Origin of the sequence: Tenacibaculum aestuarii (genome assembly GCF_964510395.1) — a bacterium.
In the GTDB taxonomy this organism is placed as follows: Bacteria; Bacteroidota; Bacteroidia; order Flavobacteriales; family Flavobacteriaceae; genus Polaribacter; species Polaribacter aestuarii.
This window is the reverse complement of sequence record NZ_CAZEFY010000003.1, coordinates 1,117,140-1,144,132: the sequence shown is the minus strand read 5'-3', so window position 1 is coordinate 1,144,132 and position 26,993 is coordinate 1,117,140. Positions and strand designations below refer to the sequence as shown.

Annotated in this window: 23 protein-coding genes; 9 read left to right on the top strand and 14 right to left on the bottom strand. The window is 32.7% G+C overall.

Going from position 1 to position 26,993, the window contains the following annotated elements:
* The 7 genes from groL to miaB form a co-directional block, all read right to left on the bottom strand.
* Window positions 1-1,632, bottom strand: a complete 1,632-nt coding sequence (gene groL, locus ACKTSU_RS11500) for a chaperonin GroEL (protein WP_408036528.1) — start codon at window positions 1,630-1,632, stop codon at window positions 1-3.
* Between the two features lie 101 nt (window positions 1,633-1,733).
* Window positions 1,734-2,009 carry a co-chaperone GroES gene (locus tag ACKTSU_RS11495; protein WP_028892451.1) on the bottom strand — a complete coding sequence of 92 codons (276 nt, stop codon included), beginning with the start codon at window positions 2,007-2,009 and terminating at the stop codon, window positions 1,734-1,736.
* Between the two features lie 162 nt (window positions 2,010-2,171).
* Complete coding sequence (secG, locus tag ACKTSU_RS11490) at window positions 2,172-2,516, bottom strand: preprotein translocase subunit SecG (RefSeq protein ID WP_274634065.1); 345 nt, start codon at window positions 2,514-2,516, stop codon at window positions 2,172-2,174.
* Window positions 2,517-3,266 (bottom strand): hypothetical protein, encoded by a 750-nt coding sequence (locus ACKTSU_RS11485; protein WP_408036527.1) that lies wholly within the window; start codon window positions 3,264-3,266, stop codon window positions 2,517-2,519.
* 5 nt (window positions 3,267-3,271) lie between these two features.
* Complete coding sequence (locus ACKTSU_RS11480; RefSeq protein WP_408036526.1) at window positions 3,272-3,775, bottom strand: LptE family protein; 504 nt, start codon at window positions 3,773-3,775, stop codon at window positions 3,272-3,274.
* 39 nt (window positions 3,776-3,814) lie between these two features.
* Window positions 3,815-5,047, bottom strand: a complete 1,233-nt coding sequence (locus tag ACKTSU_RS11475) for a sigma-54 interaction domain-containing protein (protein ID WP_408036525.1) — start codon at window positions 5,045-5,047, stop codon at window positions 3,815-3,817.
* Between the two features lie 82 nt (window positions 5,048-5,129).
* Complete coding sequence (miaB, locus tag ACKTSU_RS11470; RefSeq protein WP_408036524.1) at window positions 5,130-6,584, bottom strand: tRNA (N6-isopentenyl adenosine(37)-C2)-methylthiotransferase MiaB; 1,455 nt, start codon at window positions 6,582-6,584, stop codon at window positions 5,130-5,132.
* Window positions 6,585-6,781: 197 nt separating this feature from the next.
* Between miaB and topA the strand changes: the two genes are divergently transcribed.
* From topA to ACKTSU_RS11435, 7 genes are all read left to right on the top strand, one after another.
* Complete coding sequence (gene topA / locus ACKTSU_RS11465; protein WP_408036523.1) at window positions 6,782-9,268, top strand: type I DNA topoisomerase; 2,487 nt, start codon at window positions 6,782-6,784, stop codon at window positions 9,266-9,268.
* Between the two features lie 57 nt (window positions 9,269-9,325).
* Entirely contained in the window at window positions 9,326-10,486 is a 1,161-nt protein-coding gene (locus tag ACKTSU_RS11460; RefSeq protein WP_408036522.1) for a formimidoylglutamase, read from the top strand.
* A 97-nt stretch (window positions 10,487-10,583) separates the two neighbouring features.
* Window positions 10,584-11,960, top strand: a complete 1,377-nt coding sequence (porK, locus tag ACKTSU_RS11455) for a T9SS ring complex lipoprotein PorK/GldK (protein ID WP_408036521.1) — start codon at window positions 10,584-10,586, stop codon at window positions 11,958-11,960.
* 50 nt (window positions 11,961-12,010) lie between these two features.
* On the top strand, window positions 12,011-12,649 hold the full coding sequence (gene porL, locus ACKTSU_RS11450) for a type IX secretion system motor protein PorL/GldL (protein ID WP_408036520.1): 639 nt from the start codon (window positions 12,011-12,013) through the stop codon (window positions 12,647-12,649).
* Window positions 12,650-12,692: 43 nt separating this feature from the next.
* Window positions 12,693-14,228: a type IX secretion system motor protein PorM/GldM gene (gene porM / locus ACKTSU_RS11445; protein WP_408036519.1), complete on the top strand. Its 1,536-nt coding sequence runs from the start codon at window positions 12,693-12,695 to the stop codon at window positions 14,226-14,228.
* A 19-nt stretch (window positions 14,229-14,247) separates the two neighbouring features.
* Window positions 14,248-15,108: a type IX secretion system ring subunit PorN/GldN gene (gene porN, locus ACKTSU_RS11440; protein WP_408036517.1), complete on the top strand. Its 861-nt coding sequence runs from the start codon at window positions 14,248-14,250 to the stop codon at window positions 15,106-15,108.
* Between the two features lie 77 nt (window positions 15,109-15,185).
* On the top strand, window positions 15,186-16,259 hold the full coding sequence (locus ACKTSU_RS11435) for an NAD(P)/FAD-dependent oxidoreductase (protein WP_408036516.1): 1,074 nt from the start codon (window positions 15,186-15,188) through the stop codon (window positions 16,257-16,259).
* 51 nt (window positions 16,260-16,310) lie between these two features.
* Here ACKTSU_RS11435 and ACKTSU_RS11430 read toward each other — a convergent pair whose 3' ends face one another.
* Complete coding sequence (locus tag ACKTSU_RS11430) at window positions 16,311-16,601, bottom strand: DUF983 domain-containing protein (RefSeq protein ID WP_408036515.1); 291 nt, start codon at window positions 16,599-16,601, stop codon at window positions 16,311-16,313.
* 223 nt (window positions 16,602-16,824) lie between these two features.
* Here ACKTSU_RS11430 and ACKTSU_RS11425 point away from each other — a divergent pair, with 223 nt between their 5' ends.
* Window positions 16,825-18,741, top strand: a complete 1,917-nt coding sequence (locus ACKTSU_RS11425) for an ABC-F family ATP-binding cassette domain-containing protein (protein WP_408036514.1) — start codon at window positions 16,825-16,827, stop codon at window positions 18,739-18,741.
* Window positions 18,742-18,768: 27 nt separating this feature from the next.
* On the opposite strand, the gene ACKTSU_RS11420 is transcribed toward ACKTSU_RS11425, so the two are convergent.
* From ACKTSU_RS11420 to ACKTSU_RS11395, 6 genes are all read right to left on the bottom strand, one after another.
* Window positions 18,769-19,185 (bottom strand): ester cyclase, encoded by a 417-nt coding sequence (locus tag ACKTSU_RS11420; RefSeq protein ID WP_408036513.1) that lies wholly within the window; start codon window positions 19,183-19,185, stop codon window positions 18,769-18,771.
* Window positions 19,186-19,213: 28 nt separating this feature from the next.
* Complete coding sequence (locus ACKTSU_RS11415) at window positions 19,214-19,945, bottom strand: hypothetical protein (RefSeq protein WP_408036512.1); 732 nt, start codon at window positions 19,943-19,945, stop codon at window positions 19,214-19,216.
* A gap of 151 nt (window positions 19,946-20,096) precedes the next feature.
* A complete protein-coding gene (locus ACKTSU_RS11410; RefSeq protein WP_408036511.1) occupies window positions 20,097-20,270 on the bottom strand; it encodes a hypothetical protein in 174 nt (57 codons plus the stop codon).
* 34 nt (window positions 20,271-20,304) lie between these two features.
* Window positions 20,305-22,080: a S41 family peptidase gene (locus ACKTSU_RS11405; RefSeq protein WP_408036510.1), complete on the bottom strand. Its 1,776-nt coding sequence runs from the start codon at window positions 22,078-22,080 to the stop codon at window positions 20,305-20,307.
* Window positions 22,081-22,236: 156 nt separating this feature from the next.
* Window positions 22,237-23,943: a MutS-related protein gene (locus ACKTSU_RS11400; protein WP_408036509.1), complete on the bottom strand. Its 1,707-nt coding sequence runs from the start codon at window positions 23,941-23,943 to the stop codon at window positions 22,237-22,239.
* A gap of 229 nt (window positions 23,944-24,172) precedes the next feature.
* Window positions 24,173-25,675, bottom strand: a complete 1,503-nt coding sequence (locus tag ACKTSU_RS11395) for a hypothetical protein (RefSeq protein ID WP_408036508.1) — start codon at window positions 25,673-25,675, stop codon at window positions 24,173-24,175.
* 392 nt (window positions 25,676-26,067) lie between these two features.
* Here ACKTSU_RS11395 and ACKTSU_RS11390 point away from each other — a divergent pair, with 392 nt between their 5' ends.
* Entirely contained in the window at window positions 26,068-26,979 is a 912-nt protein-coding gene (locus ACKTSU_RS11390) for a winged helix-turn-helix domain-containing protein (RefSeq protein ID WP_408036507.1), read from the top strand.
* The last annotated feature ends 14 nt before the right edge of the window (window positions 26,980-26,993 follow it).

Here is a 26,993-nt window from a genome sequence, read left to right as displayed (position 1 = left end):
TTACATCATTCCTGGCATTCCACCACCCATTGGAGGCATTCCACCTGGATTATCTTCTTTAATATCAACTAAAGCACATTCTGTAGTTAAGATCATACCTGCAACAGAAGCAGCATTTTCTAACGCTACACGAGTTACTTTTTTAGGATCAATAATACCAGCCTCTAACATATCTACATATGTTTCAGATTTAGCATCATATCCAAAGTTTTGATTTCCTTCTAATACTTTATTGATTACTACTGAACCTTCTCCACCAGCATTTTCAACAATCGTACGTAATGGAGCTTCGATTGCTCTGTTTACGATTTGAATTCCAGTAGTTTCATCTAAATTATCAGTAGTGATAGTTTCTAACACTTTTTTAGCACGTACTAAAGCAACACCTCCACCAGCTACAATACCTTCTTCTACAGCAGCGCGAGTAGCGTGTAATGCATCATCAACACGGTCTTTCTTTTCTTTCATTTCTACTTCAGAAGCTGCACCTACGTATAATACAGCAACTCCACCAGCTAATTTAGCTAAACGCTCTTGTAATTTCTCACGATCGTAGTCAGAAGTAGTCGTTTCAATTTGTGCTTTGATTTGGTTTACACGAGCTTTGATTTGTGCTTCGTCACCAGAACCATTAACGATTGTAGTGTTATCCTTATCAATAGTTACTGTTTCAGCAGTTCCTAATAATTCTAAAGTTGCATTTTCTAAAGAGAAACCTCTTTCTTCAGAAATTACAGTACCACCTGTTAAAATAGCGATGTCTTCTAACATTGCTTTTCTACGATCTCCAAATCCAGGAGCTTTAACAGCAGCAATTTTTAATCCACCACGTAATTTGTTTACTACTAAAGTAGCCAATGCTTGTCCGTCAACATCTTCAGCAACAATTAATAAAGGTCTTCCTGATTGTGCTACTGGTTCTAAAATAGGTAAGATCTCCTGTAAATTAGAAATCTTTTTATCGAATAATAAAATGTATGGATTTTCTAAATCAGCAATCATTTTATCAGCATCTGTTACGAAATATGGAGATAAGTATCCACGATCGAATTGCATTCCTTCAACAACATCAACATACGTATCTGTTCCTTTAGCTTCTTCAACAGTAATTACACCTTCTTTTCCAACTTTACCAAAAGCTTCAGCAATTAAATTACCGATAACAGCATCGTTGTTAGAAGAAATTGAAGCTACTTGTTGAATTTTTTCTGAAGAATCACCAACTTCTTTAGATTGCTTAGCTAAATCTTCAGTAATAGCAGTTACTGCTTTATCAATACCGCGTTTTAAATCCATTGGATTTGCTCCCGCAGCTACGTTTTTTAATCCTTCTTTTACGATAGCTTGTGCTAATACAGTTGCAGTAGTAGTACCGTCACCTGCTAAGTCGTTAGTCTTAGAAGCTACTTCTTTTACCATTTGAGCTCCCATGTTTTCTAACTCGTCTTCTAACTCTACTTCTTTAGCTACAGAAACTCCGTCTTTGGTTACGTGAGGAGCTCCGAATGCTTTAGAAATAATTACGTTACGTCCTTTAGGTCCTAAAGTTACTTTTACTGCATTTGCTAATGCATCTACTCCACGTTTTAATCCGTCGCGAGCGTCTACATCAAATTTTATATCTTTTGCCATGTTTGTTTTAGTTTTTTAGCCGTTAGCTTATAGCTGTAGGCTTGGTTTTTTAGTTTTTGTTTAGTGGGCTAATAGCAAAAAAGCTAAAAGCAAAGAAATTTTTAGATGATAGCGAAGATGTCGCTTTCTCTCATAATTAAATAATCTTTTCCTTCCAATTTAAGTTCAGTACCAGCGTACTTTCCGTATAAAACAGTATCACCAACTTTTACAGTTAAAGGTTCATCTTTTGTACCGTTTCCTACGGCTACGATAGTTCCTTTTTGTGGTTTTTCCTTTGCGTTGTCAGGAATAATGATTCCTGATGCTGTAGTAGTTTCTGCTGCAGCTGGTTCAACAAGAACTCTGTCTGCTAAAGGTTTAATGTTTAATCCCATTTTATATATTTTGATTGATTAAATTAAAATTTACTGCTTAGTTTTTGTCAGAAATTATGCCATTGATTTTTTGCTGACAATTTTTCTAAGAGCTTAGGTTTACATATAAAAAAAATGCCAACGTGTCATTTACGTTGGCATTTTTTATGTTTTTATTACAAACTACTGAGCGCTGTCTTTAACAGTGTCTGTTGCTGCTGGTGTAGCAGGAGTAGTTGTAGTTTCAATATTGTTTAAAGTGTCATCTAACTGAGGAGTATCAGCTGCATTACCTCTTGGAATAGCAAAGTTTGCTAATAAAATTAAAGCAAACATAGTAATAGCTAATGTCCAAGTAGTTCTGTCTAAAAAGCTGTTTGTATTTTGTACACCTCCAATATTTTGAGCACCACCGCCTCCAAATGATGAAGATAATCCTCCACCTTTAGGATTTTGAACCATTACAATTAAGATTAATGCTATTGCAACAATCAATATTAAAACTAAAAGTAAAGTATACGTTGTCATCTATTTATTGTTTTGTAAAATTTGTATTCTTTTAATTTGGTCTGCAAAGAAACCACTTTTTTCTGGATATTTCAAACTTAAAATTTTATATGCTTGAATTGCACTGTCGTATTTCTTTTGTTCAAGATAAACCTTGGCTAAAGTTTCAGTAGCTAATTGGTTGCTTTGTTGGTTGTCGGCTATTTTAACATCAGTCGTAGATGTTTTATTTGGCCGTGATATTTTAGGAGCTGTTTCTATAAAACGATCAATAATAGCTTCGTGTTCAGACTTTGTAGGAGTTGTTTCTTCCTCTTGCTTTTTTTCTTCTTTTTGAGGAGTTACATCTCTTACAATAGTTTTTTTAGAAGATAATTGTAACCACTGATTGAAAGAAAAAGTTTCGCTTTGTGTAAAAGAAAGCGGTTTTCCGATGGCTAAATCTTCTTCAATAGTTTCAACTTCTGTTATCTTTTTCTTTGGAAGAATTTTATCTTTTAAGCTAACTTTTTCTTCCTTTTTAGGAGTTTCTTTAAAAGCTTCCGAAGTAATAAAATCAAACAAAACGGTTCTGTCAGTTGTATAAGCAGCAGTGATTTTTAATTCGTTATTGTATTTATAGCTTTCTTGGTTTTTTAAAGCCTTTAAACGTAATGCTCTGGCAGATTGAAAATAAGGATACTCTTGGATAAGAGCTGTGATTTCTGAAGAGCTTTCTGTCGAAATTAATTCAGGTTTTTCTAAAAACTGTATGTATTTATCCTTATTCAATTAGTTTACCATTTAGCTACGGAAGCATTAAAAATATCTTGTGTAATACGTTCTAAAATTTCATCTAAAGCAGTTTCTAAAATAGTGTTTAACTGTTGAGAAGCACCATAGTCATAATAAAAAGAAAAACGTTTTTCAAAGTTGTCTTTCTCGTTTAATTTATTTACGTAGTTAACATTTACAGTAATTGTTAATCTATTTTGTGCCGCAGTTTGTTGTGCTGTAGCACTCATAGGGGTTACACGATAGTCTATAATTTCACCTGAAAAATGTAAGTCACCGTTAGAGTTTACTAAGGTCAGATTAGTTTGGCGAGTAAATAAATCTTGTAGGTCTTGTGTGAATCTTTGACTCAAAATAGGCTCAACAACAGGTGCTTGATTAGGAAAGAAATCAACTTGGATTGTTTTCGCATTTCCTGTGTTACCACCCGTAAAAGAGTAAGCACCACAACCAATAATGGTAGTTAATCCAATAAATAAAGATAGTATATAAAGAGTTTTTTTCATTTGAATTTGTGAGTGAATTGTAAAAATAAACAAATTAGCTTATAAGTCGTATTGTTTAATTTTTCGGTATAGAGTTCGTTCAGAAATTCCTAATTCTTTCGCTGCTAACTTACGTTTTCCATTATTTTTTTCGAGCGATTTTCGTATCATTTCAATTTCTTTGTCTTGTAATGATAAACTTTCATCCTCTTCAATAGTTTCAGCATAATCATAATCATCTTGAGGTTGTGAAACTTTAGGAAGTTGAACTACTTCAACATTTGAAACTTCTGATAAATCTTGATCCTGATAAATACGTTCAATTAATCGATGATTTTCTTCTTGGACTTCCTCTAAATTACCACTCTGCATTAAGTCGAGTGTTAACTTTTTTAAGTCGTTGATATCATTACGCATGTCGAACAAAATTTTGTACATAATATCTCGTTCGGTAGCAAAATCTGATTGACTGGTTGATTTTCCTCCAACAATAGCAGGTAAATTGCTCTTGTTTTCTGGTAAGTATTGAACTAATTTTTCTGGAGTGATTAATCTGTCTTCTTCAACAATAGATATTTGTTCCGCAATGTTTTTTAACTGACGAATGTTTCCAGGAAAACTGTAGTTTAATAAAATTCTTACAGCATTTTCGTCTAGTCGAATGGTTGGCATTCGGTATTTTTGAGCAAAATCGGCTGCAAATTTCCTAAATAACAAGTGAATATCTTCTCCACGATTTCTCAATGCAGGCAAAGAAATTTCTATAGTACTTAAACGATAATATAAATCTTCTCTAAACTTTTCTTTAGCAATAGCTTCTTGCATATTTACATTGGTAGCAGCAACGATACGCACGTTTGTTTTTTGTACTTGAGAAGAACCAACTTTAATAAATTCACCATTTTCCAATACACGTAACAAACGCACTTGAGTAGTTAAAGGAAGTTCACCTACTTCGTCTAAAAAAATGGTTCCTCCATCAGCTACTTCAAAATACCCTTTACGGGTTTGTGTAGCTCCTGTAAATGCTCCTTTTTCGTGTCCGAATAATTCACTATCTATAGTTCCTTCAGGAATTGCACCACAGTTAACAGCAATATATTTTGCATGTTTTCTGTGTGACAGTTGATGAATAATTCTCGGGATATTTTCTTTTCCAACACCGCTTTCTCCAGTAACAAGTACTGAAATATCGGTAGGAGCCACTCGAATCGCTTTTTCAATAGCGCGATTCAACTGTATATCGTTACCGATAATGCCAAAACGTTGTTTTATAGCTTGTAAATTTTCCATTTCTTTCTTTAGAATAGAGAAAAAAGAATAGAGAGAAAAGATTGTGTCTTTTTTCTTTTCTCTTGACTCTCTTTTCTAAAAATTAGTTATTGTCAGAATACCCGACAGCTGTACCTTTTAAGGTAGTAGAGGTACAATCGTCAATACGAACATTTACAAAATCACCCATTTTATAATTTTCTTTAGGGAAAACTACCACGGTATTTTGTGTATTACGACCTTTCCATTCGTTAGGATTCTTTTTTGATGTTCCTTCAATCAATACTTCTTGAACTTTACCAAGGTTTTCTTTTGTTCTATATAAACTATGCTCTTGCTGTAAATCGATGATTTCTTGTAAACGACGTTTTTTAGTTTCTAATGGAACGTCATCTTCCATTTTTTTAGCAGCCAACGTCCCTGGTCTTTCAGAGTAGGCAAACATAAATCCGAAGCTGTATTTTACATGCTCCATTAGTTCTAAAGTATCTTTATGATCTTGCTCTGTTTCTCCACAGAAACCAGCAATCATATCTTGGCTTAATGCCATTTCAGGAATGATTTTATAGATGTTATCAATCAACTCCATATATTCTTCACGAGTATGTTGACGGTTCATCGCCTCAAGCATTGCGTTACTTCCACTTTGAACAGGTAAGTGAATGTATTTACAAATATTTTTGTGTTTCGCCATTACGTGAATTACATCCAACGTCATATCCTGCGGATTCGAGGTAGAAAAACGGAAACGCATTTTAGGGAACTCAGTAGCACACATATCTAACAACTGAGCGAAATCAACTGCAGAAGCCTGTGCTAATTCAGAAGCTTTTTTGAAATCTTTTTTCAATCCACCACCATACCATAAATACGAGTCAACATTTTGACCTAGTAACGTGATTTCTTTGAAGTTTTTCTCTTGCATACTTCGGATTTCTTCAATGATACTCTTCGGATCACGACTACGCTCACGACCACGAGTAAAAGGAACTACACAGAATGTACACATATTGTCACAACCACGAGTAATGGATACAAAGGCAGATACTCCGTTAGAGTTTAAACGCACAGGAGAAACATCAGCATAGGTTTCTTCTTTCGATAAAATTACATTCACTGCATCACGTCCAGCATCAACCTCTTCAATTAAATTAGGTAAGTCACGATATGCATCAGGACCCACAACTAAGTCAACAATTTTTTCTTCCTCTAAAAACTTTTCTTTTAATCGTTCTGCCATACAACCAAGCACTCCAACTTTCATGGTTGGATTTACTTTTTTTACAGCGTTATATTTTTGCAGTCTGTTACGAACTGTTGTCTCAGCTTTTTCACGAATAGAGCAAGTGTTTACCAGTACCAAATCAGCATCTTCTAAATTTTGAGTGGTGTTAAAACCTTGTTCTGCTAAAATTGACGCCACAATTTCGCTATCGTTCATATTCATTTGACAACCATAGCTTTCTATAAAAAGCTTTTTGTTGTTACCTTCTTTGTGTTCTGTAACAAGGGCTTTTCCTTGTTGTTTCTCATCAATTATTTTTTCTACGTGTTCCATAAATCCTAAAATCGTGCTAAATAGGGTGCAAATATACAACCAAAAAGTATTATTTGTGACAAATTGACATGGATAGTTTTGTTTAATAAAAGGTAAAGTTTTACTAAAAATTAAACATTAAAAAAAAACTATATACTTTTGCAAACTGAATTATACCTATATTAATAAGGTGTAAAGTGATAATGAGATAAAGACGTATGGCAAAAAATTTAGTAATAGTTGAGTCACCTGCTAAGGCAAAAACAATAGAAAAGTTTTTAGGGAAAGATTTTCAGGTTGAATCGAGTTTTGGACACATTGCAGACTTACCATCTAAAGAATTAGGGGTAAATGTTGAAGGAGATTTTAAACCAAAATATATAGTTTCAACCGATAAAAAAGCGGTAGTTAAAAAACTAAAAGATTTAGCAAAGAAAGCAGAAACTGTTTGGTTAGCTTCCGATGAGGATCGCGAGGGAGAAGCTATTGCATGGCATTTAGCAGAACAATTAAAACTAAAGGAGGAAAACACGAAACGTATTGTTTTTAACTCAATTACGAAGCAAGCAATTTTAAAGGCAATTGAAAATCCACGTACTATTAATTATAATTTAGTAGACGCGCAACAAGCGAGACGTGTGTTAGATAGAATTGTAGGTTATGAGTTATCTCCAGTATTATGGAGAAAAGTTAAACCAGGTTTATCGGCAGGTAGAGTTCAGTCTGTAGCAGTACGTTTAATTGTAGAGCGCGAACGTGAGATAGAAAGTTTTGAAACAGAGGCTTCTTATCGTGTAGATGCAGAGTTTGTAAATGCTGAAGGGAAAAAGTTTAAAGCAAAGTTAGCGAAGAACTTTTCAACCAAAGAAGAGGCAGAGAAATTCTTAAACTCTTGTGCAGATGCAGCGTTTTCGGTAGCAGATTTACAACAAAAACCTGCAAAGAAATCACCAGCGCCACCATTTACAACGTCAACGTTACAACAGGAAGCGTCTAGAAAACTAGGTTTTCCAGTAGCTAAAACAATGATGATGGCGCAACGTTTATATGAAGCGGGGTTGATAACTTACATGAGAACAGATAGCGTTAACTTATCTGATGATGCTAAAAATGCAGCGCAAGAAGAAATTATAGCTTCTTACGGAGAGGAATACAGCAAGCCACGTAATTTTTCAACCAAAACAAAAGGAGCGCAAGAGGCGCACGAGGCGATTCGTCCTACAGATATGACACGTCACGAGGTTTCTGTGGATTATGATCAAGATAGATTGTACAGTTTAATTTGGAAACGTACGCTAGCTTCACAAATGAGCGAAGCACAATTAGAACGTACGGTTGTAAAAATAGACAATACAAAAAACAAGAAGCAGTTTACAGCAAATGGGGAGGTAATTACTTTTGAAGGTTTCTTAAAAGTATATTTAGAAGGAACAGATAATGAAGATGAAGAGCAAGCAGGAATGTTACCTAAGATGGAAGTAAATGAATCATTGATAAACGAATTAATTACTGCAACAGAACGTTATACGCGTCCGCCAGCAAGATATACCGAAGCTGCTTTGGTAAAACAGTTAGAAGAGTTAGGTATTGGACGTCCGTCAACCTATGCACCAACAATTTCAACGATTCAAAGAAGAGAGTATGTTGAAAAAGGAACTGTTGAAGGAAAAGAAAGAAATTATATTCAGTTAAGTTTAGCAAATCAACTAGTATCAGAACAAGTTTTAACAGAACGAGTGGGTTCTGATAAAGGGAAATTGGTTCCGACAGATATAGGAAACATTGTAAATGATTTCTTAGTAGCTAATTTTGAAACAATTTTAGATTACGGTTTCACCGCTAAAGTTGAAAACGAATTTGATGAAATTGCTGAAGGAAATGAGGATTGGACTGCAATGATTAAAGATTTCTACAAAAACTTTCATCTAGTAGTAGAAGATGTTGCTGAGAATGCTGAAAGAGCAAAAGGAGAACGTTTGTTAGGTATAGATCCTGAAAGTGGCAAGAATGTATATGTGCGTTTGGGGCGTTACGGAGCAATGGTTCAGATTGGTGAGGCTACCGATGAAGAAAAGCCACGTTTTGCGAGCTTACAAGGTGATCAAACGATGAATTCTATCACTTACGAAGAAGCAATGGACTTGTTTAAGTTGCCAAAAGTTTTAGGTGATTATGAAGGTATGGAAGTAGAAGTAGCAAATGGTCGATTTGGTCCTTACATAAAATTCGATGGAAAATACGTATCGCTTGATAGAGATGAAAATCCTATGTCGGTAGATATGGATAGAGCCATTGAATTAATTGAAGCTAAACGTAAAGCAGATGCGCCTATTGGTGAGTACGAAGGAATGCCAATTCAAAAAGGAGTTGGTCGTTTTGGACCTTTTATCAAATGGAATTCAATCTTTATCAACGTTAACAAAAAGTACGATTTTGATAATCTAAGTCAGTCAGATTTAGAAGAGTTAATCGAAGATAAAAAGAAAAAAGAACGCGAAAAACTAATTCATAATTTTGAGGAAGTTGGTATTCGAGTTGAAAAAGCACGTTGGGGTCGTTTTAATGTAATTAAAGGTAAAATAAAGGTAGAATTACCTAAAACTACAGAGATTGAGAAATTAACGCAAGAAGAAGCAGTTAAGATGATAGAAGCAAAAACGCCAAAAAAGAAAACAACAAAGAAGAAAGTAACCAAAAAGAAATAAAGAGGCTTTCTATAAAAAATAGTTTGCTATATTAGCGCTCTTAAAATCCCCCAATAAATGAATCTTGACTTCTTTACACCTATCGAAGAATCTATAGCAGCTCATGTAATTGAGCAAGCGCCTTCGGTGTTAGGTAGTATAGTTCAACTTCATACTGTTGAAGATGGTTTTCCAGATTTAACAGACGTTTCAATAGCCATTTTAGCGGTTAAAGATGGAAGGGGATCCGTAGGTAATGAAGGATGTGGAAATGGTTTAGACCAAATTCGTAAACATTTTTATCAGTTGTATGCTGGTAAATGGACTACCCAAATTGCTGATTTAGGAAATATAGAAAAAGGAAATACCGTAGAAGATACTTATTTTGCGGTTAAATCATCAATAGAATTTTTACTAAAGAATAATATTTTGCCTATCATCATAGGTGGTGGGCAAGATATTACCTATGCGAATTATAGGGCTTACGATAATTTAGAACAAACCGTTAATTTAGTATCGGTTGACAGCCGATTCGATATAGGCTCGTTAGAAGAGGAACTTACATCAAAATCGTATGTAAGTAGAATTGTTATGGAAGAACCTAACAATCTTTTTAATTTTAGTAATATAGGATATCAAACCTATTTCAACTCACAAGAAGAAATAGAACTGTTAGATAAATTGTATTTCGATGCATATAGGTTAGGAGAAGTAAAAGACATTACTTTGGTAGAGCCTATAATGAGAGATGCAGATGTTGTGAGTGTAGATATAGGAAGTATTCGTCAAAGTGAAGCACCAGCAAACAAAAATGCTTCGCCAAATGGGTTTTACGGAGAAGAAATTTGTGCAATAGCACGATATGCAGGGATAAGTGATAAAGTAACTTCTTTTGGAATTTACGAGTACAATGCTATGTTAGACTCAAACAGTCAAACAGCAAAATTGATAGCTCAAATAATTTGGTACTTTATTGAAGGAATGAACTCTAGAGCAAAAGATTATCCGTTTGCAACCAAAGAGAGTTATCAAAAATTTACAGTGCTTTTAAGCGATGACGACCCAATAAACTTTTATAAAAGTGATAAAAGTGGTCGTTGGTGGATGGAAATAAATTTAATATCGAATAATAAACACAAAAGACATGCGTTAATACCATGTAGCTATAGAGATTATGAACTCGCACTACAACAAAAAACACCTGAAAGGTGGTATAAAGCTTTGCAAAAGCTTGTTTAGGAGAAAGTTGTATAATGTGTGAAAAAATATAACTCGTAATTGTTTTTTAATAAAAAAAATAATAGGTTTACGCCTCTTTTATAAGAAAAGATATAATATGAAAAAAATAGCATTACTTGCATTATTGGTATCTATCATCTACTCTTGTGGTTCAAGTGGAGATAGAGGAGAGTTAGTAGGAGTAAAGTCTACAAGAAAATGGTTTGCCGAAAAACCATATGGAATGGCTAAAATACCAGGAGGATCTTTTACTATGGGTAAACAAGATGAAGATCCTATGGGAGCTATGAACGCGCCAACAAAAACCGTAACTGTACAACCATTTTATATGGATGAAACAGAAATTACAAATAGCGAGTATAAAGCTTTTGTATTTTGGGTAAGAGATTCTATTACAAGAACTAGGTTGGCTTATCAAGCAGAATTTGCTTCAATGGGAGCTGGTGAAGGAGAAGGGGCTGGAAGAGCTGAAGGTATTCAATTATATGCATTTGCATCAAAAGATACAGTAAATGAAACTCCATACGAAAAGTATATGCGTGAAAACTACTATGAGTTAGGAGCTGGTTTAGATTCTTTAAAACCATTAAACTGGGAAGAAGAAATTATTTGGGAAGCTCCTGAATATCCAGATGCTGATTATGTAGAGGTAATGGATTCTTTATATATTAAGAAAGACGAGGCTTTAAACGGAATTAGAACTTTTAATACTAAATTATTAAACTACAGATACTACTGGTTTGATAATGAGGCGGCAGCAAGAACAGGAAAGAATAGAAAAGATTTCTTAAAAAACGAAGTAATTAATGTATATCCAGATACCACAGTTTGGATTAAAGATTTCAATTATTCATACAACGATCCAATGCACCAAGAGTATTTTGCTCATAAAGCATATGAAAACTACCCAGTAGTAGGTGTAACTTGGAATCAAGCAAAAGCATTTTGTAACTGGAGAACTCAAACTAAAAATAACTTCCAACGTTCAAGAAGAAAGTTAGGATTAGTACCAGCGTTCAGATTACCAACAGAGGCTGAATGGGAATATGCAGCTCGTGGAGGTTTAGACTATGCTAAATATCCTTGGGGTGGACCAAGTACTACAAGTGATAGAGGGTGTTTTTTAGCAAACTTTAAACCAGTACGTGGTGACTACGCAGCAGACGGAGCTTTATATACAGTAGAAGCAATGTCATACAATCCAAATGAATATGGATTATTCAATATGGCAGGTAACGTTTCTGAATGGACAAATACAGCGTACAACCAAATGTCTTACTACATGGGATCTACAATGAACCCTAACGTAGAAATTAAAGAAAACAGAAGAAAAATTATCCGTGGAGGTTCATGGAAAGATGTAGCCTATTTCTTAGAAGTAAGTTCTCGTGATTGGGAATATGCAGATACAGCAAGAAGTTATATCGGATTTAGAACCGTTCAAGATTATTTAGGAACAAACAAGAGTAATTAAGAAGAAAACAAGAATAAATATTAATCCCCAAAAATTTAAAAATTAAAATTATGGCACAATCAAAATCAACTAAGAAGATGTTCAATATGGCTTACGGTTTAGGAGCCGCAGTAGTTATCATTGGAGCATTATTTAAAATTTTACACTGGCCTTTTGGAAATGAAGTATTAATGATAGGTATGATAGTGGAAGCAGCAGTTTTCGCATTATCAGCTTTCGAAGCAGTAGAAGACGATTTAGATTGGACTAAAGTATATCCAGAATTAGCTGACGGTCAAGCAACAGGGAAAAAAGCAAAAGAAGCTTCTCCTGCTGAAGCACAAAGCATGTTATCTCAAAAGTTAGATAATATCTTGAGTGAAGCTAAATTAGACGCACAATTAGTATCTCGTTTAGGAGATAGCATTAAGAGTTTCCAAGGAGCGGTAGAGCCTTTAGCATCTGCTTCTCAATCAATTTCAGCTACAAATAGCTATAACGAGCAAATGTCTAGAGCAGCAGCTCAAATGGAATCTTTAAACAGTTTATACCAAACACAAGTAGAGAATGCTAGTAAGCAAGCTGACTTAAACTCTGCAATGGTTGAAAACTCTCAACGTTTACAAGAGCAAATGCAATCTTTAGCAACGAATTTATCTTCGTTAAATGGAGTTTACGGTGGAATGTTATCTGCAATGTCTAACAAGTAATTAATTAGTTTATCTAAATAATTAACGAAACAAACTAATTAATATGGCAGGAGGAAAACTATCACCAAGGCAGAAGATGATTAACCTGATGTACTTAGTGTTTATTGCAATGTTAGCAATGAATATGAGTAAAGAGGTATTATCAGCCTTTGGATTAATGAATGAAAAGTTAACAGTAGCAAACGAAAAGGCAACTGAGAAAAATAAAACAGCTTACGAAACGTTAGCTCAAAAAGCAGCAGAACAAGCTAAACAATATGGTGAAGCTAAAGAGAAAACTGATAAGTTAAAAGTAGCTGCAGATGAACTATATGCTTATGTAGGAGATTTAAAGAGCCAAATGACTGGTGACTTAGAAGACAAGCAAGCATATGAAACAATGGATAAGTCTAAGTTTTTAGACGAATTATTCTTTAAAGGAGGTAAAATATCAAAAGCAGGACAAGAATTTGTTGCTAAGATAGATGCATTCAGAAATGATGCAGTAACGGCTTTAGAAGGTACAGAAGTTGCAGGAGTTATCGCTGCTCGCTTTAGTACAGACAAAGAAGAGAACAAAGATGGTAAGAAAATTGATTGGTTAAAATATCACTTTGAAGGATTTCCTTTAATCGCATCTTTAACAAAGTTAACTCAAATTCAAGCAGATATTAAAGCCACTGAATCAGATGCTTTAACAGCGTTATTACAAGGAGAGTTACAAAGTGCAGTTTCTATGACCAAGTACGAGGCTATGGTTGTTTTTGACAAGAGCGCATACTACCCAGGAGAAAACTTATCAGGTAAAATTGTTTTAGGAAAGAAAGATCCTAACTTAACAGCTGAGAAAGTTATCGTAAATGGTGAGGAAATAGAGAAAGATAAAATTCAAGCAGGTCAAGTTATCTTAGACGGTCCAGCAGGAAACGTAGGAGATAAAGAATTAAAAGGAGAGTTCCAATTTAAAGAAGGAGATTCTATTGTTAAAATAGATATCAAAGGAGCGTATGCTGTAATTCCAAGACCAAATGAAGCATTAGTTTCAGCAGATAAGATGAACGTTGTATATCGTGGTTTAGCTAATCCATTAACTATTTCTATTCCAGGAGTACCAAGTAACAAAGTTGCTGCAAATGCACCAGGTTTAAAAAGAGTAAGTGGTGATAAATTTACTATGTATCCTGGTAAAGGAAGCGAAGTAAATATCGTTGTAACTGGTACACCAGCAGGATCAGATAAAGGAGTACGTTCTGTAAAGAAATTTAGAATTAAAGACATACCACCAGCGGTAGGTATGGTAAGAGGACAATACGGTACAGTAAAAATGCCAAAGGCAAGTTTAGGAAATGTTAGTATTGCAGCTGGTTTACCAGACTTCTTATTCGATTTAAAATTAAACGTATCTAGCTTTAAAATTAAAGTTCCTGGTCAAGTAGCTATTCCAGTTAGCGGAACCAGATTAAACCCTAGAGCAAAAGCAGCGTTAAATAAAGCTAGAAGAAATGATGTAATTACTATTTTTGATATTAAAGCATCAGTTTCTGGCTCTAATTATAGCATCAAAAAAGTATTACCTGTTGCTATAGAAATTACAAATTAATAAGTAAAAACAAGAAAGTATGAATTGGAAGCGTTTTTATATGGTTTTATTCGCATTTGCAGCCACAAGTTTTGCAAGTGCACAAGCTAACCTTTTAAATGCTAAAAAGGTAGATGAAATTGGATTTAAATCTGAGGCACAAATAGCTTCAGAAGATGACAAACCACTTCCTTATGGCTATATTAGTGATAGAGATGTGTTATGGTCTAAAGTGGTGTGGGAATATGTAGATTTAAATCAAAAAATAAATCTCCCTTATTATTACCCAATTGATACTGCGAATGCTGGATTAACAAGACGTTCATTATTTGATACTCTATTAAAAGGAATTAAAAATGGTGAAATTAAAGAAGTTTACAATGACTCTTATTTCACTACCAAAATAGGGATGGATGAAGTTAAGTTAATGACTTACAACGAGCGCCAAAATGGTGATTATGTAGATCCTTACTATGTACAATCTCAAGATATCAAAGGATATATGTTAAAAGGTCTATGGTATTTTGATAAGCGTCAAGGTGAGTTAAAGTATCGTTTATTAGCATTAGCTCCAATGGGACCAGATGTACAAGTAATGGGAGTTGAAGAAATTGATGATAAAGAAAATGTATACGAGTTGTTCTGGGTATATTTTCCAGATGCAAGAGAAACATTACATAACTCTAAAGTATTCAACCCTGAAAATTCAGCGCAACCATTGTCTTACGATAACTTGTTAAACGCAAGACGTTTTAATTCTACAATTCTAAAGGAAGAAAATATCTATGGTGACAGAGCTATCTCTGAGTATGTTCGTGGAAACTCTTTATTCCAATTATTAGAAGCGAATAGAATTAAAGAAGGTATTCGTGATCGTGAAATGGATATGTGGAATTACTAGAATTCTGCTATATACATAAACAAAAAAGAGCTTGCATTGCAAGCTCTTTTTTGTTGTAATAATAGTATTTTTGAGGTATGATTAGAAAGGTAGATTATATAGTTGTTGGTTTAGGGTTATCAGGAATAGCGTTAATAGAAAAGCTGATAGAGAATAACAAAAGTTTTGTAGTTTTTGAAAACAACTCACAAATGTCATCTGTAGTAGCAGGAGGGGTATACAATCCTGTAATTCTAAAACGATTTACACCTGTTTGGAACGGTCACGAGCAGTTGCAAAAAGCACTTCCTTTTTATAAAAAGTTAGAAGAAAAATTAAATATAAAATTAGATTATAGTTTCAAGACAAAGAAGGTGTTTACAAGTGTGGGCGATGAGAATAATTGGTTTATAGCTTCAGACAAGCCGATGTTGTCTCATTATATGAATCCTACTATTCAAAAGGAAAAAATCAAAGGAGTAATTGGCGATTTTGGTTTTGGAGAGTTAACAGGAACAGGAAGAATAGATACGCCATTATTAGTTACTGCCTATAAAGAATATATCAATTCCTTAGGGAATCTTGTAGAAGAAGCTTTTGATTATTCAAAATTAATGATTGAAGATAATGCTGAAGTTAAATACAATGAAATAATTGCTAAACAGGTTGTATTTAGTGAAGGTTTTGGGTTGAAAAAAAATCCGTTTTTTAATTACTTGCCACTTAACGGAACTAAAGGAGAAACAATAACCATTCACGCTCCTGAGTTGCAAATTGACTTTCTGTTAAAAGGAAGTGTTTTTGTGATGCCTTTAGGAAATGATAACTATAAAGTTGGAGCAACGTTTAATTGGACAGATAAAACCTCTATTCCAACAGAAGAAGGGAGAAAAGAGTTAGAAGACAAGCTTCAGAAAATTATTTCCGTGCCTTATACAGTGATAGAACAATCAGCTGGAATACGTCCTACGGTAAAAGATAGAAGACCTTTAGTAGGCGTCCATCCTAAATACGCTCAATTAGCGGTTTTAAACGGTTTAGGTACACGCGGAGTTATGGTAGCGCCAATTGTTGCTGAAAACTTGTTTAATCACCTTGAAAACGGTGAAAAACTAGATAGCGAGATCAATATTAAAAGATTTGAATCTAAAAACGTTCACAAACAAAAATAGCTTCCTATAATCAGGAAGCTATTTTGTTTTGATATGATTGTATTTTAAAAACTACTTTTCTGATTGTAATTCTTTAGCGTCTTTTTTGTAACTCACAAAAAGGTTAATCCATATAATTCTTGAAAGACGAATAGTAATTGGAGTTAAGATTAAAGAAACAATTACAATAGCAATAAAACTATGTAAAATAGACAATCCGATAAATACCTTTGCTATAATAAAAATAGCAATAAAAAGTGCCACTGCCAGTGCGTAATTAACATACATGGCGCCAAAAAAGAAAGAAGGTTCCATCATGTATTTAAAGTTACATTTAGGGCAATTTTCGTGTAACGTAGTCATTTTTTTTGGGTTGAAATTTAGCTTGTACTTGAAAAATTCACCTTCATGACAACGAGGACATTTGCTTTTGAAAATACTGTATAATTTACTTCCTTTTCCAAACATTTCTTATAGATATTAAGTTCGATTAACTTTTGCTTTTTGTAAGTTTGCACAAATTTCAACAAAAATAAAACAGTATTTTGTAACCACAGTTACAAAACCTTGGTAATTTGCTAAAATTATGTTAAACGTACACGATTTATCAGTTTCCTTTATGGGAACAGATTTGTTTTCTGGAATCACCTTTAAATTAATTAAAGGAGATCGTATTGGATTGATTGGAAAAAATGGAGCAGGTAAATCTACGCTACTTAAAGTTTTGGCAAAAGATATTGAAAGTAGTGGTGGTACGTTGGCATTTGATAAAGAGGTACGTATCGGTTTTTTACGTCAGGATATTGATTTTGATTATGGAAGAACCATTTTAGAAGAAGCCTACCAAGCATTTACTGAAATTAAAGAAATTGAACTAGAACTTGATGAAATCAACCGTCAATTAGCGGAAAGGACTGATTATGAAAGTGAAGCGTATAATCAATTAATTGTTGATTTAAACGAGAAAACAGAACGTTATGAGTTGCTTGGTGGATATAATTACCAAGGAGAAACCGAAAAGATTTTGCAAGGATTAGGATTTCAACGTGAAGATTTTGATAAGTTGACTGATACCTTTTCTGGTGGGTGGCGTATGCGTATCGAACTCGCAAAACTTCTTCTTCAGAACAACGATATTTTATTACTCGATGAGCCTACCAACCACTTAGATATCGAGTCGATTATTTGGTTAGAAAACTTTTTGAAGAATTATGCAGGAGCTATCGTTTTAGTATCTCACGATAAAATGTTCTTAGATAACGTAACCAATCGTACTATAGAAATTTCTTTAGGACAGATTTATGATTATAAAAAACCATATTCTGAGTTCTTAAAACTACGTGCTGAGATCAAAGAAAAGCAGTTGCAAACACAGAAAAATCAACAAAAGGAAATAGAACATACTGAAAAGTTGATAGAAAAATTCCGTGCAAAAGCTAGTAAAGCAGCTATGGCGCAATCGCTGATTAAAAAGCTGGAAAAAGTAGAGCGTATTGAGGTTGATCAAGATGATAATGCAGTAATGAATGTTCGTTTTGAAATTTCAAAAGAACCAGGTAAAATTATTGTAGAGGCTGAAAACTTAACGAAGAACTACGGAGAAAAAGAGGTGTTGAAAGATGTTGACTTACTCATTGAGCGTAATAGCAGAATAGCCTTTGTAGGTCAAAACGGACAAGGAAAATCTACTTTAGCGAAAATGATGGTGGGGGAAATTCCGTTTGAAGGAAGTTTAAAACTCGGACATAATGTAGAGATAGGTTATTTTGCACAGAATCAATCCGAAGAATTGCCACCTGAAAAAACGGTGTTGGAAATTATGGAAGACGCTGCTACAGATAGTAATAGGATGCGGGTACGAGACATGTTAGGAGCCTTTTTATTTGGTGGAGAAGCGGTAGATAAAAAAGCCAAAGTACTATCAGGAGGAGAACGAAACCGTTTAGCCTTGTGTAAGTTATTATTGTCGCCTTTTAACGTGTTGATAATGGATGAGCCTACCAACCACTTAGACATTGCTTCTAAAAATGTATTAAAGAAAGCCTTACAGAACTTTGATGGAACCTTAATCGTAGTATCTCACGATCGTGATTTCTTACAAGGGTTAACTACAACTGTGTACGGATTTAAAGACCGAGAAATAAAAGAATATTTAGGGGATATCGATTACTTCTTAGAGCAACACAAAATGGAAAGTTTGCGTGATGCTGAAAAAAGAACGGTGGTAAAAGACGAAAAAGATACGTCTAAAAAAGAAGCGTATCAATTATCGAAAGAGCAAGAAAAGGAACTAAAAAAGTTAAAAAACAAGCTCAATAAAATTGAAAACCAAATAGCGGATTTAGAAGCCGAAATTGAAAAAATAGATTTAGAACTCACTCAGAACTACGATGAAGTTTCTTCTCGCCCTAACTTCTTTGAAAACTACAAAGCCAAAAAAGCAAAAGTAGACGAGTTAATGGAAGAGTGGGAACTAGTAGAAGAACAGGTGGCTAGTTTTTAAATGTATGTAATAAATATTTTTAGTTTTTTATAAAAATCCTAATTGCTTCATAACTGTTTTTTTGTCGAAAACTTGAGTATGACCACTTATCAAATTATTCTTGAAATGATAAATGGTAATTCCTTTTGTATTAATGGCTTTTTTAGTTGGAGGGTGTTCTCCGATTTTCCCAAGGTTTGTTCCTGTTAAAACCCAAGTCACCGCTACGCAATTTTCTTCTTCAATAGCAGAAGTTATTTCAAATCTCATGTCAGGAAATGGTTGGAAAGACCCTATTATCATACGATTTTTAAATTCGGAATGTGATAATGTTTTTCCTTCCCAAGGATCGTCTTGATCGAGATGGATTGTATATTCGTTATGAATATATTGGTTAATTTTTTGAAAATTCTTTTTATTCCAAACTTCCTCCATAAATTCCCTAAGGAAAGATTCTTTATTCATTTTTTTTGTTTTTCAAGTAGCCCCAATATTAGTATTTAATATTTTTTTCGGAAATCAGTTGTTTCTTCACTTTTGGGTTATTAATTATTGATTTCTTGAAGTCTTCAAAATTACCATAATTATTCGGTGAATCTTTTATTTGTTCGTAAAGGAATGATTTGTTTATTTGAGGGTAAATTATAATAGTTTCTCCAAATCTTAAATCAAAAAGTTTCATATTTATAAGTAAGGTAGAAAATCCATCTGGACTTGCGGAAAATACCCAGTCAAATTCATTGTTTATTACTTTAAATATTCCTTGCGCAGTTAAATACGGATAATTCCGAGAATCAACCAATGTTGTTTCTTCTGCATCCTTATTATTTGTTAAAATAAGTAAGGTTAGTTTATCGATTATTTTTTCGCTTTCGGGGTTTTCATATTCTCCAACTCTAACACCTTTAAAAACTGTAGAGTCCTTTTCAATTGAAAACGGAATACTGGATACAGCATAGTTATATTCAGCTACAGGAAAAGGGGATTTGTTTAAAGGATAACTCTGAAAAATTTCAGAATACTTATTGTATGTTTCAATGTCTTGATTAAATAGCTTTATGTCCCATTTAGTAGTATCCAGGTGTTGAACAGCTCTATTGTTTAATTTTTCAATATCCCATTTCCTTTCTTCAGCTATTTTATCAATCGAATTAGATTTTTTTCTTTCTAGACATGAATGAAAGAGAATTCCCGAAATTATTATAATCAGTAACTTTTTTGTCATATTCAAATGTGTAGTAACGGTTTGTGTATAGTTTCTTTGCGTGAAAATCCTACGGACTTTCGGGTTAAGAAACTAAGTTAACAAAATTGCGAAAATTTTCCGAGAGGAAAATCGGTAGTAATGAATTATAAATGGTGTTGTGGTGCCTTTTTTATTTTAATTTCTGTCCTTTTTGGTCAATTAAAAACCATTCATCACTTTCAACTCTTTTATTGTCTTCTAAATTGAGATATTCTTGCGCATTATAAGTTACTTCAGCTTTTCCATTTTCAAACCATTTGACAAAATCAAATTCAGAAGGAATTACTATTTGTCCAAATACCATTATAGACTATATGATGAACGTTATAACAAAAATTCTATTTTTCATTTTCATCAATTAATTTTAAGGTATACTCCTTTACTGTATCTATCTTGTTTAAAAAATCGTCTACACTTTGTGTAATATAAATATCAGGTAATATTCCTGTTTCGTCAGGAAGAGAGGTTGCCATTGATTCGTGTGTGTTATCGGCAACTGTGTATATTAACTTTGTATGAGATAACCTAAATGTTTTCCCTCCAGCTGAACAAAACTGATTAGATCCCAATTCTTCACCAATAATTGTCCCAAGTTTAAGCTCTTTTGCAATGGACATAAAATGACCTGTGGTTGAATTACCCACTCCATCGATTAAAAAAAACAGTTTACCCTGATACCTATTTTTATACGGACTAACGGATTCCTCTCCTTCTATTTTTTCTTTTTTTCCTTCAAACTGAACGTTGGAATAATAAGTAAATGGGGTATCTAGTAAATACCTTAACAAATGAATACTGGCTGATTGAGATCCACCTCCGTTGCCTCTAACATCAATAATAAGGTTCTTGCTCTTTTTTGAATTGATTTTAAGAAAGCAGCTGTCAATAAAATCTTTAAAATACGTGTAACTACCTCTGAATTTATAATAGTTAAATGATCCTAATGTTAATATGGCTGTCTTGTCATTGTCGTAAAAATCTAAGCATAAATCTTTTTCACAGTGCTGAATGGAAGGGTCTTTATGTTGTATTCTTTTTTCCTGCGCCTTATTTAATACAATTGGCTCAGAACTTCCATTGAGTGTTATGCTATATGATTCAGGAAAATTCATTGCATAAGGAATTAAGCAGGTTGACCATACATTGAACAAGTGTCGTTTAGTTGTTTCAATGTATCCCTGTGATGGTAAATGCTTGTATATTTCTTTTAACACATCAATTGTAGGTACTCCATTTATACTTGTTATTTCAGTTTTTATTTTCACGTTATTTTCATTGTTCATCGGATCAATGACAAATAACCGGTCGTTTATCCAACGAGTTTGCAGAGGAAAACTCAACGCTGTGGGTAGCATTTCCAGCTCCTGATAAAAGCCGCTTACCGATGTATGCGAACAATTAACGGAGGCAATTATTTCATCGCAATGCCAAATAAATTCTGCGAATGTTGTTGTTGCTGTAATCAACTTTTTCTTTTCTTCAATAAGTTTCCAGAAGTCTATTTCAGAAATGAATTTAAAAACGTTTGGGTGAGTTACTGTTATTTTTTTTGCCAATTGATCTAAATCTTGGCGATACTCTTCTGCTTTATACACTTTCGAAAACTTAGCAGCTCTATTTTCGGGTTTTTTCTTTGGATTAAGTATGTATGCTATTTGATCCTCGGCATTGAAGTTGTCGGGGTTTAATTCAAGTGACTTTTTGTAATTGATTAAAGCCTGATTTTTTTCTCCTATTTTAAGACATATTTCACCAAAACTATCATAGGCATTTGACGAATTAGGAAATTCTAAAACGATCATTTCGAAAATTAAAAAAGCATCCTGATCCTCATTGTTCCAAAGCTTTTGATAGCCATAAAAATTTAAAGCAACTTCATTTTCAAAGTCATAACTATTTGGATTTTCTTTTTTAAGTTTATAAAATAGTTCAATCCTTTCTTTCATTGGTAGATGTTCATTCTCTTTGAACATTTGAACGATGGATAGCTTTTTATTATGATTAGAAAAAGAACTCGATTCTTCAGTAGGAATTTGTTTTTTAGTGTTGACTCCACACGCAACTAACATTGAGAAAGTTGAAATAATAAACGCAAACTTTAAAGTAAATTTCATTTGTATTTTATTTGTATCCCAAACTTATGATAATGAGTTTTCTTTGAGAGTTTTCAATTGTAAAATTGTGTCAATAAAATGTAAAATTTTATTGACAGCGTGTTTAAGTATTGGCTACGGTTCGTATAACTGTCAGTTTTCGGTTTAGCATTGATGTTAGCAATTCCTAGTGGATTCGGGCGTAGTTGCGGTTATACATTTTAAGTTTGAAGTACTGTTCTTTGATAAAAATGTTTTGTCTAATTCTTTGGCTATTTCGATTGCTTCTTTAACAACCTCTTTTGGGTAATCATTAATTTCAAGTATTCTAATTGCATTTCTATTTTTTAGTTTTCCTTCTTTTAGTTTGTAATCAAAACCGATGTTGTTATCATTTACTGTTTCACTAAAATGATACAATTCGTATTCATCCGATAACATATCGGTTAATTCTATGTCATGGGTTGAAACTAGTATTTTATTATTATTCTTTGTTAAAGCAGATAAAACAGATTTTCCAGCAGAAATCCGCTCTACGGTATTTGTGCCTTTAAATATTTCATCTAAAAGAAAGAGGTTTTTATTTCCATTTTCACTCTCTTTAAGCATTTCCTTGATGGTTAACACTTCTTCAAAATAATAACTTTTATCGTTCATCAAATCATCACTTATCCGGATAGCCGAAAACACTTTTAATAAAGGAAAAGTCATTGATTTTGCAAAACAAGTATTAATTGTAAGTCCAGTTATCACATTTAGTCCAATGGCACGAATAAAAGAAGTTTTTCCAGACATATTCGAGCCTGTAAGTAGCAAGGATTTTTCAGCTATTTCAATGCTGTTAGTTGTACAATTAAAAATTAAAGGATGACTTATATCTTTAGCAATAATTTTATCACTATCATTAATAATTGGCAAACAAAATGTTTCAAGTCCTTTTCTTAAAGAAGCTATGGAAACTAACATATCAATATGCCCAACAAATTTAAAAACACTTTCTATTTCTTCTCTTTTTGTGTTTAGTCTTTTTAAAACACCAAATAACAACAAAGGCTCAAGCAGAAACATTGTTTTAAAAATCTCAAATACAAACCAAGCTATAATTTCAAATTCTCCTTGAAGTTTGGCTTCGAGTGAAAAAAAAGACATTCTATTTTCAACTTCATTTATTAGCTTAATTGACTTTGGTAAGTCAGGATTTAATTTTTTAAATAATGAGTTGGTAAATAAATGTGATGCAACATTATTAAGTTTTAAAAGCTGTGGAATTGAACCTGTATATTGAACTAAATTATTTTTGTTCCAATAGTGAATCACAAAATTCACGCAAAAAATAGCTAATAGAACTATGAAAAATATAGGGCTAAAAAAGCCCAAAACAAGTGAGACTAAACTAGCAAACGACAATAATTTTATTGCAAAGAACCATTTTGGAGGATTAAGATGCTCTTCTTGAAATAAAGAGGATATATAATACGCATCTTTATGGTTTAATTTTTCAAGCTTTTTTTGAACCGAAATTCTTAATTCAGGATTTTCGGATAATTGCTTTATTATTTCTTCGTTTAGCTTGGTTTGCTTTTCATTTACTTGTATTGTCCGAATATTATTGTAAAGGTATTGTTGACCAACTTTAGAATTAGTTCGGTCAAGAAACATAAACAAATCATCGAAATCCAAGTCGTTACAAGTTTTGTCAGATAATACTTGATATGCTTTTGAATTATCTTTATTTCTAAAGTATTTTTCAATGTAATCAAAGTCAAAAGAGTCATCTTTCAGTTTTCCAAATGATTCTTTTAATCTTAAGTTTAACTCTTTTTTTCGGTTGAATTTTATTTGAGAAAAAGTGTATTTAATTTGAAATATTATGTCATTTATCATTAAACAATTAGTGTGTTTTTTTATTTAATGTTACAAAATATGTTCAGTTTGTTATTCATCTGGTGAATTTTAGCGAGATGTTTTTACATTACTGGTAACGGACTTGTGTATGTTACAGTTGCGTGGTTTAAGCACTAAAATAGCAAATAATTACTGAATGGAAAATCAGCGAGGATTTTCCAAAATAGGCAAGAAGTTAGCAATTGAATATACATATTGTTAGGCAATGTTAGATATCATAAAATGAAATATAAACATCATTTTCATTAGAGAATTTAGCATAATCAATAATAATTAATTGATTATTGTCTATAAAAATATTATTAGCTGATTCATTGATGAAAATCATTTCATCAATATTAAAATCTATAGTATTATATTTTTTTACACTAAAAGGATCTCCACCATAATGTTCTCTAATTGTATAAATATTATTTCCATCTGGACTAATGCAATAGTCAGTTAAATCTGAAAGGGTTGAGCCATCGCTTAAAGTTTGGCTATTATTCATAAGGTCATTTTTAGGATATATTCTACCTTCTTTCCCTTTTATCACAAAGGATGCATTGTCGTTAGTTCTAATTAAATCACTCCCTCCTTCATAATTACCATAATTATGCGACAAATTTGTACCACTTAAATTAAAAGTTAATTCACTAAATATTTGACTATTAGACAAACGAGGAAACACCATGCTTTTAATATTATTGTCAACATTGTTATTATATACAATAATTGCACCACTATTTGGAGTGTTATCGAATTCTGAGACATAAGTCAAATTACTTCTATTAAATGTAGCAACTTTGTTAAAACCTAGATTAGAATTGTAATAACTTACAAAAATTAAATTATTTTTCATCTGCACGCTAGATAAAACATTAGTAGCATCAGGAACATTTAATTCTTCTACTTCTTCTAATGTTAGAGCGTTTAATATTTTCACTTTATTAGTAGTAATTATATATAATTCCATTTGATTATTAAAAGTTCCAATTGTATGTAATGAATTTTGATAATATTCAACACTTGATTCTGCAATAACATCCATTGTAACATAATTATATGCAATTATTTTCTTTTCAGAATTTTCTAAATTAATTGTTAGAAAATAAATAACCTTGTCTTGTGTATTATGTAAGGTTGTAATTATTGTGTTTGTATTAAACATGAAATAATTATTAAGAGTAGAAAATTCTATTTCTTCTCCATATGCTGTACCTATAGAGTTTGTAGCATAAGATCTTACATAGTATTTGGTATCTCTAGATAAATCATTGACTGCTGAATTATAAATACCAAGTTGGTTATTATCAGCTATAATTTTGCTATCATCTATAGTTGGATTTGGATTAATTCCCCAACAAAATCCTTTTTCAATTATTTCAGCATTTCCATTTGAGATTAATTCCCCATTAAATATCGCAGATGTTGTTTCTATATTTTCTACATTATATGTAGCCAAACTAGGAATAGTTTGATTAAGAGCAGTATTAAAAGATTTTTCCTCACCATAAGATATACCAAAGGCATTTTCCGCAAAAGCTTTTGTATAATAAACAGTATTAGGGGTTAGGTTAGAAACGGTATAATCAAATTCTCCTACTCCTATATTAGATATTTCTTTATTTCCATTGATATGAGAGTTTGGAATGGTACTCCAATAAAATCCCCTTTCTAGAATTTCAGAGCCTCCATTTGAAATTACATTCCCAGATAATTTTACCGTCATTGATTCTATATTTTTTGGGTTATTTGTTATAACATTTGGAGAAGAACTTGGGTTTATTGAATCCTCATTATTATTACAACTATTAAAAAACAGAAGAAAAATAAATAGTATAAATATTCTAAAATAAAAAATCATAATGTGTTTCATAATGTTGCCTAACTCGTTATATAAGAAATAAAAGTTTTGTTATCCCTGTGTTATGATGTGATAAGAGGAGATTTCAGCAATTTTATTTCATTTCAATTTTCGAGTTTCAATATAGTAAAATAATATCATTTCAAGCGAAGGGAAAAATCTAAACAATCTATGTAACTCTTTTTAATGAGATTCCTCCCTCTGGTCGGAATGACAGTAAGTATTTTTCCTCTAGTCGGAATGACAAGGGTGAAAAAATGTCAAAAAAGTGTAAAAGAAATGTCAATTCTCTTAAAAAGAAGAGAAAAAATGTGTTATTTGTAAGTTGTATGAGTAAGAGAGCTATTTTTTACATAAGTGTATTTTTAATTTCAGTACAACTTATTTCTTGTAAAACCAATAATGAGTTTACTGAAAAAGTAAGAGTTTCATTGCGAAATGTGGGGCATCAATTGTTGTTAACCAATCAAGATTCTACCTCATTGGTGTTGCCTATAAAAGAACTAAACAAACATAAATATCAATTAACTTTTCAAAGTAATTTGCAGGTATCACCTGATAGTTTGGTAGCGATTGTAAAAAGAAGTTTTTATCAATCAGAATTACCATCCAACTATCGTATTGAGGTTAAAGAATGTTTGAATGAGGAAGTAGCTTACAGTTACGAGATGATGCAGAGCGAAGAAAACGCGATTGTACCTTGTAAGGGAAGAGTGTTGCCTACCAGTTGCTATTTTATAGATGTCCAGTTTCTTAAAAAGGAAAATAAGAATCAATATTTCTTTTACGGATTCGTGCTCTTAATTTCGATTCTTGGTTTTAGCGTGTATCAGAAAAAGAAAAGAAAAACAATAACCGACACAACTTTGAACAATTCGCTAAGTTTAGGAAGATTTACGTTTTATCCTGAACAAAACAAGTTGATTAAAGAAGCGGAAGAAATTCCGTTATCTAATAAAGAATGCGAGTTGTTAACCATTTTTATTGACAGACCCAACGAAGTGATTAAAAGAGAGGAGTTGATGAAAAAAGTTTGGGAAGAAAATGGCGTTGTGGTAGGTAGAAGTTTAGATACCTACATTTCTAAACTTCGTAAAAAGTTAAAAGAGGATGCTTCTATAAAAATCACCAATATTCACGGGGTAGGATATAAGCTAGAAATAGATTAAACCTGTATTTTTGT

What these genes read in the sequence shown, in the direction of transcription:
- porM (WP_408036519.1), top strand. Translation starts at nt 12,693, where the DNA reads ATGGCAGGAGGAAAACTATCACCAAGGCAGAAGATGATTAACCTGATG.
- ACKTSU_RS11475 (WP_408036525.1), bottom strand. Translation starts at nt 5,047, where the DNA reads ATGGAAAATTTACAAGCTATAAAACAACGTTTTGGCATTATCGGTAAC.
- ACKTSU_RS11430 (WP_408036515.1), bottom strand. Translation starts at nt 16,601, where the DNA reads ATGACTACGTTACACGAAAATTGCCCTAAATGTAACTTTAAATACATG.
- ACKTSU_RS11425 (WP_408036514.1), top strand. Translation starts at nt 16,825, where the DNA reads ATGTTAAACGTACACGATTTATCAGTTTCCTTTATGGGAACAGATTTG.
- miaB (WP_408036524.1), bottom strand. Translation starts at nt 6,584, where the DNA reads ATGGAACACGTAGAAAAAATAATTGATGAGAAACAACAAGGAAAAGCC.
- ACKTSU_RS11420 (WP_408036513.1), bottom strand. Translation starts at nt 19,185, where the DNA reads ATGAATAAAGAATCTTTCCTTAGGGAATTTATGGAGGAAGTTTGGAAT.
- porL (WP_408036520.1), top strand. Translation starts at nt 12,011, where the DNA reads ATGGCACAATCAAAATCAACTAAGAAGATGTTCAATATGGCTTACGGT.
- topA (WP_408036523.1), top strand. Translation starts at nt 6,782, where the DNA reads ATGGCAAAAAATTTAGTAATAGTTGAGTCACCTGCTAAGGCAAAAACA.
- ACKTSU_RS11390 (WP_408036507.1), top strand. Translation starts at nt 26,068, where the DNA reads ATGTCAAAAAAGTGTAAAAGAAATGTCAATTCTCTTAAAAAGAAGAGA.
- ACKTSU_RS11405 (WP_408036510.1), bottom strand. Translation starts at nt 22,080, where the DNA reads ATGAAATTTACTTTAAAGTTTGCGTTTATTATTTCAACTTTCTCAATG.
- groL (WP_408036528.1), bottom strand. Translation starts at nt 1,632, where the DNA reads ATGGCAAAAGATATAAAATTTGATGTAGACGCTCGCGACGGATTAAAA.
- ACKTSU_RS11400 (WP_408036509.1), bottom strand. Translation starts at nt 23,943, where the DNA reads ATGATAAATGACATAATATTTCAAATTAAATACACTTTTTCTCAAATA.
- ACKTSU_RS11480 (WP_408036526.1), bottom strand. Translation starts at nt 3,775, where the DNA reads ATGAAAAAAACTCTTTATATACTATCTTTATTTATTGGATTAACTACC.
- porK (WP_408036521.1), top strand. Translation starts at nt 10,584, where the DNA reads ATGAAAAAAATAGCATTACTTGCATTATTGGTATCTATCATCTACTCT.
- ACKTSU_RS11435 (WP_408036516.1), top strand. Translation starts at nt 15,186, where the DNA reads ATGATTAGAAAGGTAGATTATATAGTTGTTGGTTTAGGGTTATCAGGA.
- ACKTSU_RS11410 (WP_408036511.1), bottom strand. Translation starts at nt 20,270, where the DNA reads ATGGTATTTGGACAAATAGTAATTCCTTCTGAATTTGATTTTGTCAAA.
- ACKTSU_RS11395 (WP_408036508.1), bottom strand. Translation starts at nt 25,675, where the DNA reads ATGACGGTAAAATTATCTGGGAATGTAATTTCAAATGGAGGCTCTGAA.
- secG (WP_274634065.1), bottom strand. Translation starts at nt 2,516, where the DNA reads ATGACAACGTATACTTTACTTTTAGTTTTAATATTGATTGTTGCAATA.
- porN (WP_408036517.1), top strand. Translation starts at nt 14,248, where the DNA reads ATGAATTGGAAGCGTTTTTATATGGTTTTATTCGCATTTGCAGCCACA.
- ACKTSU_RS11495 (WP_028892451.1), bottom strand. Translation starts at nt 2,009, where the DNA reads ATGGGATTAAACATTAAACCTTTAGCAGACAGAGTTCTTGTTGAACCA.
- ACKTSU_RS11415 (WP_408036512.1), bottom strand. Translation starts at nt 19,945, where the DNA reads ATGACAAAAAAGTTACTGATTATAATAATTTCGGGAATTCTCTTTCAT.
- ACKTSU_RS11460 (WP_408036522.1), top strand. Translation starts at nt 9,326, where the DNA reads ATGAATCTTGACTTCTTTACACCTATCGAAGAATCTATAGCAGCTCAT.